Annotated in this window: 10 protein-coding genes; 8 read left to right on the forward strand and 2 right to left on the reverse strand. The window is 34.1% G+C overall.

What is annotated here, in order from left to right; genetic code table 11:
• Positions 1-190: 190 nt before the first annotated feature.
• The 7 genes from ACREVU_RS01520 to ACREVU_RS01550 all read left to right on the forward strand — a co-directional run bounded on the left by ACREVU_RS01520 (position 191) and on the right by ACREVU_RS01550 (position 7,134).
• Positions 191-913: a lantibiotic protection ABC transporter ATP-binding protein gene (locus ACREVU_RS01520; protein WP_431549872.1), complete on the forward strand. Its 723-nt coding sequence runs from the start codon at positions 191-193 to the stop codon at positions 911-913.
• Positions 913-1,647, forward strand: a complete 735-nt coding sequence (locus ACREVU_RS01525) for a lantibiotic immunity ABC transporter MutE/EpiE family permease subunit (RefSeq protein WP_431549873.1) — start codon at positions 913-915, stop codon at positions 1,645-1,647. Before ACREVU_RS01520 ends, ACREVU_RS01525 begins: the two co-directional genes overlap by 1 nt.
• A gap of 1 nt (position 1,648) precedes the next feature.
• A complete protein-coding gene (locus tag ACREVU_RS01530) occupies positions 1,649-2,392 on the forward strand; it encodes a lantibiotic immunity ABC transporter MutG family permease subunit (protein ID WP_431549874.1) in 744 nt (247 codons plus the stop codon).
• 115 nt (positions 2,393-2,507) lie between these two features.
• Entirely contained in the window at positions 2,508-3,167 is a 660-nt protein-coding gene (locus ACREVU_RS01535; protein ID WP_431549875.1) for a response regulator transcription factor, read from the forward strand.
• The gene (locus ACREVU_RS01540) at positions 3,158-4,531 is read left to right on the forward strand and encodes a sensor histidine kinase (protein WP_431549876.1); all 1,374 of its coding nucleotides are present in this window, start codon (positions 3,158-3,160) and stop codon (positions 4,529-4,531) included. Before ACREVU_RS01535 ends, ACREVU_RS01540 begins: the two co-directional genes overlap by 10 nt.
• A gap of 289 nt (positions 4,532-4,820) precedes the next feature.
• The gene (locus ACREVU_RS01545) at positions 4,821-5,951 is read left to right on the forward strand and encodes an SPFH domain-containing protein (protein ID WP_431549877.1); all 1,131 of its coding nucleotides are present in this window, start codon (positions 4,821-4,823) and stop codon (positions 5,949-5,951) included.
• Positions 5,952-6,015: 64 nt separating this feature from the next.
• The gene (locus tag ACREVU_RS01550; RefSeq protein ID WP_431549878.1) at positions 6,016-7,134 is read left to right on the forward strand and encodes a TFIIB-type zinc ribbon-containing protein; all 1,119 of its coding nucleotides are present in this window, start codon (positions 6,016-6,018) and stop codon (positions 7,132-7,134) included.
• A 124-nt stretch (positions 7,135-7,258) separates the two neighbouring features.
• On the opposite strand, the gene ACREVU_RS01555 is transcribed toward ACREVU_RS01550, so the two are convergent.
• On the reverse strand, positions 7,259-8,335 hold the full coding sequence (locus ACREVU_RS01555; protein ID WP_431549879.1) for an NAD(P)-dependent alcohol dehydrogenase: 1,077 nt from the start codon (positions 8,333-8,335) through the stop codon (positions 7,259-7,261).
• A gap of 292 nt (positions 8,336-8,627) precedes the next feature.
• Between ACREVU_RS01555 and gpmA the strand changes: the two genes are divergently transcribed.
• Positions 8,628-9,365: a 2,3-diphosphoglycerate-dependent phosphoglycerate mutase gene (gpmA, locus tag ACREVU_RS01560; protein WP_431549880.1), complete on the forward strand. Its 738-nt coding sequence runs from the start codon at positions 8,628-8,630 to the stop codon at positions 9,363-9,365.
• Positions 9,366-9,502: 137 nt separating this feature from the next.
• On the opposite strand, the gene ACREVU_RS01565 is transcribed toward gpmA, so the two are convergent.
• Entirely contained in the window at positions 9,503-10,447 is a 945-nt protein-coding gene (locus ACREVU_RS01565) for an ABC transporter substrate-binding protein (protein WP_431549881.1), read from the reverse strand.
• Between the last annotated feature and the right edge of the window lie 113 nt (positions 10,448-10,560).

The following is a 10,560-nucleotide window of genomic DNA, read 5'->3' on the forward strand; positions in this document are numbered from 1 at the left end:
AAATGAATTATTAGTGATAAGGTGACCTTGTTTAGTATGATTTACAAAAAATATATAGACTAGCTAAGAAGCTAGTCTATATATTTTTTCTGTTTATACGCAGATTATGATGTAAAAGAAGAATTTTTGAAATCCTTATAGAATCCTTATAATTACTTAGTATTATAAAACTATAGTAAATGAGAGGAAGATGATTAAGATTATGAATAAGAATAATTACATTTTACAAACAAAAAATCTTTGCAAGTCTTTTAAAAAACAATCTGCGGTAAATAACATTTCGCTATCCATTGAGAAAAATTCTGTATATGGATTGCTAGGACCAAATGGTGCCGGGAAATCAACTCTATTAAAAATGATTACGGGAATGCTTCACCCCACATCAGGAGAAATTATTTTTGAAGGGCATCCTTGGAGTAGGAAGGATCTTTCTGATATAGGAGTTTTGATTGAATCGCCACCTCTTTATGAAAATCTTACGGCCGTTGAAAATCTGAAAGTACGAACTATTCTTTTAGGGCTACCCGATTCTCGTATTAAAGAAGTACTGGAAACGGTGGCTTTGACGAATACAGGCAAGAAGAAAGCGGGACAGTTTTCTATGGGGATGAAGCAAAGGCTTGGAATCGCAATTGCACTACTAAACAAACCTAAATTATTGATTTTAGATGAACCTACAAATGGTCTTGATCCTATTGGAATACAAGATTTAAGGGAGTTAATACGTTCATTTCCGGCGCAGGGAATAACAGTTATCTTATCTAGCCATATATTGTCTGAGGTTGAACTTATTGCAGATCATATCGGTATTATAAGTAATGGGGTGCTCGGGTATAACGGCAAAATTAATCTTGGGGAAGATCTGGAAGTGCTTTTCACAGAGGTTGTGAAAAAGAACAGGGAGGAGGAGTAATGATGCTAAAATATTTGCAAGCTGAAAATCTAAAATACAAGCGAACTTTTATAAAAAAAATGATTTTTCTTGCACCAGTAGCGACTTTGATTATAGCATTTTTATCTTTTTCTGGAGTTCAATCCAATGCATTCAATTCTTGGTACATGCTAATACTATTTGGATACATTTCTTTGATGGCAGCCTTGATTAACCAAAAGGAAGAAAAAAAGTTGCACTATCAGGCTGTATTTACTTTGCCAATTTCTTTAAAAAAAGTATGGATTTCAAAAAATTTAGTAATTGCTATTTATGTCCTTTTCGCCTCCATAGTTTTGTCAGTTGAAATTATTTTAGGAGGTCTTATTTTGCCAGTTACTGTCACCATAACAATTTTTCATGCATTGGCTGCAGCTGTTTTAATTACAATTACATTTTTATGGCAAATCCCTCTTTGTCTGTTTCTTGCTAAAAAATTCGGATTTATGGCAACCCTCTTAATCAATGTTTGTGGTGGAATTTTATTAAGTATAAGCGTTGCAAACACAGAGTTATGGTGGATTTGTCCTTATAGTTGGGCATCACGACTTATGTGTGCTACTCTTGGTATATTACCCAATGGACTACCTGTAGAAGCTGGAAGCAATTTATTAAATCCTATAGTTATTCCTATTGGAATTGTTCTGTCCCTTGCCTTGTTTGCGTTGTTACTGGTCCTCACCTCTAATTGGTTCAAAAATCAGGAGGTAAAATAATATGAGTGTTTTACTTCGTTGTATAAAGTCTGATTTTTATAAATTAAAACATATTTCTATTCTATGGCTTCACCTAATAATACCAATGGCAGGAGTTTTAATGTTTTTGGGATATTATGCCTTAGTAGGAGCGCCTTCGATTTCCAAAGTAAATGCATATATTGAGGTACTAGCAGTTGCATTTCCATTTATGATAGGATTGCTAACTAGCATGGTAATTGAACAGGAGGAACAGGCGGGAAATTTTCAAGTGTTGTTATGTAGTATAAAATCAAAAGCCATAACATACTTAAGCAAGTTAATTCTTTTATTTTCACTTGGAAGTTTCTCTATTACACTTGCTGTTGGAACCTTTGCACTTGTATATAAAACAGCGCCTCCAATATTTTACTTGAAAGTAGCGGTAGCATTATTGATTGGAAACTTATTTCTTTATATACTGCACATATTTATAAGCTTTCAATTTGGAATGGGAGCCTCCGTAGGCCTTGGAGTTGCAGAAAGTCTTATTTCTGCGCTTATGATCACTGGCCTCGGTAATGGGCGATGGCAGTGGATACCTTGTGCCTGGGGCGTTAGGCTTTGTGATTATATTACTGTGAAAATAGCAGAGCCATCTCTTTCTGCTTTTGTATCACCAGAAATGCATAAAGGTTTTCTTGTGCTAGTACCTGTCACCTGTCTTTCCGTATTAGTAAGTCTATTTTGGTTTAGAAAGTGGGAAGGCAGAAAGTCCAATGATTAAGGATAATTTGTTAATTAGAATCTGAGTTTTGTTTTGAAATCTATGGATAATAAAGGTTGATTTGAAAATATTTTGACGTTATACTATTTATAGACAACATAAAGGGGTGGGAAGCATGGCAAAAATTTTGGTTATCGATGATGAACCGGATATATTGGCTTTAATTAAAAATATTCTTCATAAAGATAATCATTTGGTAACTACAGTTGTAAATCCTGAAAAAATTTTATCTAGTGAATTTTCAAATTTTGATTTGATTTTACTGGATGTCATGATGCCTGGTATGGATGGATTCACCTTTTGCAAGGAAATTCGTGGCATTGTGGATTGCCCTATTATTTTTCTTACAGCAAAAACCATGGAAGCAGATATTATGTACGGACTAGGCCTTGGTGCGGATGATTACATTACAAAACCATTTGGTATGGGGGAACTTAGAGCTAGAGTAAATGCTTATCTTAGGCGGGAAAACCGTGAAAGGCGAAGTACTCTTTGCGTATCCGGGGTGAAGTTTGATTTAGCTGGTAAGGAAATTTTAGTTGATGATAAAAAAATTCCGTTTACCAAAAGTGAATATAACATATGCGAATTTCTTGCCAGAAATAAGGGACAGGTTTTTTCAAAGGACAAAATATATGAAGGTGTTTATGGGTATGATGGTGAAAGTGATAGCTCAACTATTACGGAGCATGTTAAAAACATACGGGCAAAGCTGGCTGTTTTTGAACTGTTACCCATTGAGACAGCATGGGGGATAGGATACAAATGGAAATAAAGAAAAAAGCTTTTACTCTAAAGACAGTCCTTTTTAAATACCTATTAACTTTAGGAGTTACATTTATTTTGTTCGCTGGATTATATTTTGTGGTTTTGGGCTTATGCACACAAAGCGGAGTGATTTTTATACCGAGTTACAGCGAGGATTTGGCTAGAGGTGCTAAAGCATTACTTACATCTGCACCCCGAATAACAGAGAATATGATACCCTATGGATGTAAATTTGCTGTTCTTGATAAAAAATATAAAGTTGTAAAAACAAATTTAGAGGGTAAGGACTTAATCACCGCAACAGAATATGCTAAGGGTACTTTCTCAAAGAATGAAAGCAAAAAGTACTACTATTTCATTGAAAGGCAAGATGGGTTTTGTATTTTACAATACTATATTAGAATGAGCTACAAATCTGAGTTTTTAAATCAACATTTACCAGATCCAGAAATAAGTATGACTGTAACCTTTATGGTCTTATATTTTTTCATTGTTTTAATAATTACTACTATTCATGCAAAAAAACTAAATAAAAATCTATTGCCTCTCCTGAGGGCTACTGAAAAAATTAAGGAACAAGATTTAGAATTTGACATAGAATATTCAGGGGTTAAAGAATTCAATGATGTGCTTTTATCAATCTCCGACATGAAAACAGAATTAAAAAAATCTTTAGAGCAGCAATGGAATCTTGAAGGAGCGAAGAAGGAGCAAATCTCAGCTCTTGCCCATGACCTTAAAACTCCCTTAACCATTATCAAAGGAAATGCTGAACTACTTTCTGATTCAACATTAGATAAGCAGCAGAGGGAATACATTGATTATATTTCAAAAAATGCTGGTCAAATAGATAAATATATCAAAACATTGCTTGAGATTTCAAATTCAGAAAAGGCTGTTTTTCTACAACTGGAAAGCATAGATTCTGAGAATTTTATTAATACAATTCACCAGCAGCTTGAAGCCATTGCAAATACCAAGGGACTAAAAGTTGAATTTACTAAAAATAAAGTGCCTAAGTCAATTACACTTGATAAAGCTCTGTTTTACCGTGCCATTATGAATGTTATTTCAAATGCGGTGGATTACTCCCCCAATAGCGGAAAAATTTATTTTGAGGTAAAATCGTTTGATAATAAAATATGTTTTATTACAACAGACAGCGGTAAAGGATTTTCAAGCGAGAATATTAAATCAGCCACAAAGCAATTTTATATGGGAGACTCTAGTCGTGCATCGAAAAGCCATTATGGGATAGGCTTGTACATTACAGAATCATTTGTTAACCTCCATGGGGGAACACTTCATGTGGATAACTCCACTGTCACTGGTGGCGGACAGGTAACAATAGAGATCCCAATTTGCAAATAGAACATTTGACATGCGGTCTGGAAAGAATCATAAAAAAAGCAGTTGATAATGGTTTTGAAACTTGTAAATGTCATTAAACTAGGCATTTACAAGTTTTTTGTTTATGTCAATAAGACTAAACTCGACAATATAAGTGCTATATAAACAGCAGGTTATGGTATAATTAATAGATAAGGTTAATTTAGAATTATCCGTGGTTCTATATATATAATTGAAAATAATATATATAGTATTATATTTATACTATGGAATAAATGTACATTTAAGGAATACAAGGGGGAGCGTAAATATGGGATTATTTGGATTTATAAAAAGTCAATTTATTGAGGTAATAGAATGGACTGATAATACTACAAATACAATGGTATATAGATTTCCGGTAGAAAACAAAGAGATAAAAATGGGAGCGCAGTTAACTGTAAGAGAATCTCAAATAGCAGTGTTTATTAACGAGGGAGTTATAGCAGATGTATTTTATCCAGGCAGATATACATTATCTACTGAAAATATGCCTATAATTACTAAACTAAAATCATGGAAGTTTGGCTTTAATTCTCCTTTTAAAGCAGAGGTGTATTTTGTTAATTCAAAACAATTTACAGATCAAAAATGGGGTACTTCAAATCCTATAATGATGCGTGACAAAGAATTTGGCATGCTTAGATTAAGAGGATATGGCATTTATTCCTATGGAGTTACTAATGCCGAAATATTTTTAAAAGAGGTTTTTGGAACTAATCAGAAGTTTGATACGGAAAGCATCTCAGGACAATTAAAACGTACTATTCTATCAGGTATTACAGATTTAATAGGTGAATCTAAAATTCCTGCACTGGATCTTGCTATGAATTATGATGAGTTAAGTGAGCAAGCTAAAAATAAATTACAACCCAAATTCTATGAGTTTGGATTTGAGCTTAAAACTCTAATAATAGAAAATTTATCTCTTCCTGAAGAAGTTGAAAAAGTTTTGGACAAGAGGACCTCTATGAGGGTACTAGGAAATCTAAATCAATATGCTCAGTATCAAGCAGCAGAGGCAATAAGAGATGCCGCACAAAATCCAGGTATGGGTGGAATAGGAGCATCTATAGGAGCTGGTGCTGCTATTGGAAATGTTATGACAGAATCATTAAAAGGAAATTCCTATTCACAAAATAAGCCTGAGGTTAGTACTATTGAATGTCCTCACTGTCATTCACAGGTTCCAAGCAATAATAAATTTTGCCCGGAATGTGGAAAACCATTAGAAGAAATAAAGAATAAATGTAATAAATGTGGAGCAGAAATTAATAAGAATACAAAATTTTGTCCAGAATGTGGTTGTGCTCAAAGCTTAGAAAAGCTATGCTCAAAATGCAATGCTAAAATGTCTCCAACTGCAAAGTTCTGCCCAGAATGTGGTAACGCAAATGATTAAGTTTTCATAAAAACAATATAAAATACTAACAATTTTTTTAAGCAATATATTAGGGGGAGAGTATATGGGGGAAACACCTAGTGTTGAAAATAGTAATATAAAGCAGGAACAAACAGAACGTTTTCTTTGCCCCGCTTGTGGTGGTAATATGGTATTTGAGCCTAAAAAACAAAAATTAGTTTGCCTGTATTGTTCAAATGAAAATGAAGTTAAATTTGATAAAACAAATATAATTGAAAATGACTTTTACACTGCAGAGAATACTAAAAGTAAAAATTGGGGAAATGAAAAAAGAATAATTAAGTGTGAGAGTTGTGGTGCTGAGACGATATTAGATGAAAATAGTACAGCACAATTTTGTGCCTTTTGTGGTTCTTCACATATAGTAAAAACGCAGGAAGCAGCAGGTATAGTACCAGAGTCACTAATTCCCTTTGTTATATCCAAAGATAAAGCGGGTGAATTGTTTACAAACTGGATAAAGAAACTATTTTTTGCCCCCAGGGCACTTAAATCTAGTTATAACATGAACAAAATGAATGGGGTATACATACCTTTCTGGACATATGATAGCAATACCTTTTCAGATTATACTGCAGAAAGAGGCACCTACTATTATGTAACAGAAACTGAATGGGTTGGTGAGGGCGCTGAAAGAAAGCAGGTTTCAAAGCAAGTTAGAAAAACATCATGGAGCTATGTAAGTGGTGATTATTCTAAGTTCTTCGATGATATATTAATTAATGCGTCATCGCAAATTAATAAGCATATAATAAGTAAATTAGAACCCTTTAATTTAAATGAGCTGGTCCAGTATAAACCAGAATTTTTATCAGGTTTTTTAGCAGAAAGATATAGTATAGATTTAAAATCAGGTTGGAAACTAGCAGAGGGGAAAATAGAGAGTGATTTAAGGGGTGAGATTAGGCATCATATAGGTGGAGATGAAGTGAGAAGCTTAAACTTTTCAACTTCCTATGATGCAATAAAATTTAAACATATTTTACTCCCTATATGGATCTCTGCATATGTTTATAAAGTTAAAGTTTATAGATTTATGGTAAACGGACAAACAGGCGAAGTTGATGGAGAATCTCCAGTTAGTATTATAAAAGTAATGCTACTAATTATACTTATTTTAGCTGTGATTGGTGGAGGGTATTTCTATTTTTCAAATAAGTAGGTTAATGCCTATTTCGTAAATAAGCTTTGTGTAAGAACTAAACTGCAAATAAAAAAAGCTGCCTTACCTAGAAAAAATTTCTTGGTAAGGCAACTTTTTTATTTTCATAATATTAGATAGAATACTATTTTTCTTTACTCCAATCAATATAAACCACAGGCTTGATTAAATCCCTAGGCTTGTCCCTCATAACATAAAAAGCCTCTTCAAGCTTGTGTAAGCCGTAGTATTTATGAGTAATCATTTTACCTGGCTCAATACGTCCATAACGAATCATATTAAGAATACGTTCCATACGAACACGTCCACCTTCGCAAAGATCACCACGGATGGTTTTACCTGCCATTCCTCGACCAAAGGCTAGAGTCGGAATTGGTAAATATTCTGAGCCAGTAAAATAGTTTATATTTGCGATATTTCCGCCACCAAAACGTGTCATTGCAATTGCTAAACCAAAGGTTTCAGCATCGCCACCTGCGATGATAGTTGCATCAGTTCCGCGCCCACCAGTAAGAGCAAGAACTTGCTTTGCAATATTACCTTCTTTGTAGCTGATGATATCTGTTGCACCGTATTCTTTAGCTAAAGCTACACAATTAGGACGGGTGCCTACTGCTAAAATACGACCAGCACCACGAAGTTTAGCTCCTGCAATTGCCATTAGACCAACAGGTCCAATCCCAATAACACAAACACAATCACCAAATTTAATGTCAGCCATTTCAGCACCGCTAAAACCTGTAGTTACCATGTCAACGGCCATAATAGCATCATCAACAGAAACGTCTTCTGGTAGCAAAGCCATGTTATTATCAGCATCATTTACCATGAAAAATTCAGCAAAAACTCCATCCCTTGTTCCAGATAATTTAAGACTAGAGAATGGACCATCAGAGTGCTTAAAATTATTTTCTTGAATTCCCCTGGAACGCCAATTAGGAGTTCCAGCAGGAACAACAACCTTGTCGCCAACTTTAAAGTCTTGTACTAAGTTGCCAATTTCAACAACCTCTCCAAGTGCTTCATGTCCAAGAACAAAACCAGAAGGTTTTTGAGCGCCACCCTCAAAAGCAGTATGAACATCTGAGGAACATGGAGCTATTGCAGTGGGACGAATAATTGCATCATATGGTCCTGCAATAGGTTTTTCTTTATCTATCCAAGCAATTCTATTTGGTTCTATTAAAGCTAATACTTTCATAATATAGGCCTTCTTTCAATGTTTTTTATTAATACCACTATTGTACAACTTTGACAAAATAATATCAATCATAAGGCGATATATAGGAAAAACTTTTTCATGTTATAATTTGGAATATTAGTTTAAGCTATATAAGTATAAAGCCTATTTATTTTACCTATTATAAAATCAAGAAACTATTCATTTTATAAATATTACGTTTTCACAATTAATGGATATGTATAATGATTTGGAGTATAATAATCTAAATACAAATAATCAAAATATTTAAATTATAAGGGGAGGGATTAGGTTGATTAAGTTAGTCTTATTAAGACATGGCGAAAGTCTTTGGAATAAAGAAAATAGATTTACCGGTTGGACAGATGTAGATTTATCAGAGAATGGTTTAATTGAAGCAAGGAAAGCGGGTGAAATACTAAAACAAAATGGATATACTTTTGACCTAGCATATACTTCTGTATTAAAAAGGGCAATTAGAACTCTTTGGATTGCACTGCATGAGATGGATTTGATGTGGATTCCTGTAATTAAGTCATGGAAGCTAAATGAAAGACATTATGGCGCTTTGCAAGGGTTAAATAAGGCTGAAACAGCAAAGAAATATGGAGATGAACAAGTTCATAGATGGAGAAGATATGTAGATGTAAGACCACCTGAACTTTTGAAAACTGATGACAGATATCCTGGCACGGAATTAAAGTATAGCGAATTAAGAGAAGATCAGATTCCTACTACTGAAAATTTAGAGGATACTATAAAGAGGGTAATGGAAGAATGGTTTCAGGAAATAGCACCCCAAATTAAACAGGGCAAGAAGATTATAATTTCTGCACATGGAAATACACTAAGAGCATTAGTGAAATATTTGGATAATATATCAAGTGATAATATAGTAAGTTTGAACATACCTACGGGAGTTCCACTTGTATATGAACTAGATGATAATTTGAAGCCTATCAGGCACTATTATTTAGAGCTACATGGCGAATTGCCTGAAGAGGCAATTCCAAAAACATTTGCGGAATAAAATACTTGACGCAATAAAAAAAACTGCTGAAATATTTAAATATATTTCAGCAGTTTTTTCTAGTTATATAGGAAACGGCTTGTGGAAGTGGCTGTAGTTAAAGCTTGTCACTTTTGCCACTTGCCACGTGGGTGGCACTATTCTATTAAGCTTTTAATATCAATAGTTTTAGTTAACATTCCATTTTGTTTTAGAAAATCTTGAGTTTTATTTAGTTCAGCTATATCTTTTTCTGTGATGGTAGGATTGAAGTCATATAAGCCATACATACTTTTAACCTGATCCAATGTAAGCTTTGTCTCATCGGCAGTTAACTTATAAGTTTCATCTTTACTATCGTTCATAAATTGAAGGCTTTTTTCATGAACTGCAAGATACCTTTTTGCTATGTCTGGATATTTTTCTAAAAACTTTCCACTTGCTGCTATTACAATTGTTGCATCTAAAATTCCTTCACCGGTTGTAAGTACTCGTGCACCATTTTTCTCAGCATTTGCCACTGAGGGACCTGCCACAAGAGCTGCATCTACTTTTCCAGCTAGAAGAGCGGATACACTAGCGGGTATTGCCATATTGCTGAACTGCACATCATCTGCTTTTAGATTTTCTTTTGTAAGGGCACCAAGAAGTAACTGATGAAGTATTGTTCCCTTAGGACCAACTACTGTTTTACCCTTAAGATCGTTTATAGTTTTTATAGCGGGATCCTTTACCATTATTGTAAAGGCTTTTGGAGCTCTGCTGTATATTCCAATAATTTTAATATCAACCCCATTGGCGCCTGCGAGAATAACTGAAGTTGCACCAATGGCATTGCAAAAATCAAGTGAGCCAGCTGCTAGTGCCTCTGTCATCTTAGAACCTTCTGTTATTTCTGGATATTTGATAGTAATACCATCTTTTGAAAATTCATTTTCAAAAAGCTGTTTTTTCTTTTCAATTATGGATGGTACATTTAGGGGTGCTTTTACATAGGAAATGTTAAGAACCTTGGGGTTTTCTACTTTTGATACAGTTTCTGTTTTTTTTGCTGCACATCCAGCAAAAGAAGTTAAAATAATTAGGGTACGTGAACTACTCACCACCTAAGAGGTGGGAGCTTCTTGGTCAATACTACTACTGTAGCAAGTTTACCCAAGCTATCAAGGCTATTCCAGCCTCTCTAGTCAATATATCTTTTATTACATTGCTAGTT

The organism is Clostridium sp. (genome assembly GCF_050717535.1).
In the GTDB taxonomy this organism is placed as follows: Bacteria; Bacillota; Clostridia; order Clostridiales; family Clostridiaceae; genus Clostridium_AD.

What these genes read in the sequence shown, in the direction of transcription:
- ACREVU_RS01520 (WP_431549872.1), top strand. Translation starts at nt 191, where the DNA reads ATGATTAAGATTATGAATAAGAATAATTACATTTTACAAACAAAAAAT.
- ACREVU_RS01525 (WP_431549873.1), top strand. Translation starts at nt 913, where the DNA reads ATGATGCTAAAATATTTGCAAGCTGAAAATCTAAAATACAAGCGAACT.
- ACREVU_RS01530 (WP_431549874.1), top strand. Translation starts at nt 1,649, where the DNA reads ATGAGTGTTTTACTTCGTTGTATAAAGTCTGATTTTTATAAATTAAAA.
- ACREVU_RS01535 (WP_431549875.1), top strand. Translation starts at nt 2,508, where the DNA reads ATGGCAAAAATTTTGGTTATCGATGATGAACCGGATATATTGGCTTTA.
- ACREVU_RS01540 (WP_431549876.1), top strand. Translation starts at nt 3,158, where the DNA reads ATGGAAATAAAGAAAAAAGCTTTTACTCTAAAGACAGTCCTTTTTAAA.
- ACREVU_RS01545 (WP_431549877.1), top strand. Translation starts at nt 4,821, where the DNA reads ATGGGATTATTTGGATTTATAAAAAGTCAATTTATTGAGGTAATAGAA.
- ACREVU_RS01550 (WP_431549878.1), top strand. Translation starts at nt 6,016, where the DNA reads ATGGGGGAAACACCTAGTGTTGAAAATAGTAATATAAAGCAGGAACAA.
- ACREVU_RS01555 (WP_431549879.1), bottom strand. Translation starts at nt 8,335, where the DNA reads ATGAAAGTATTAGCTTTAATAGAACCAAATAGAATTGCTTGGATAGAT.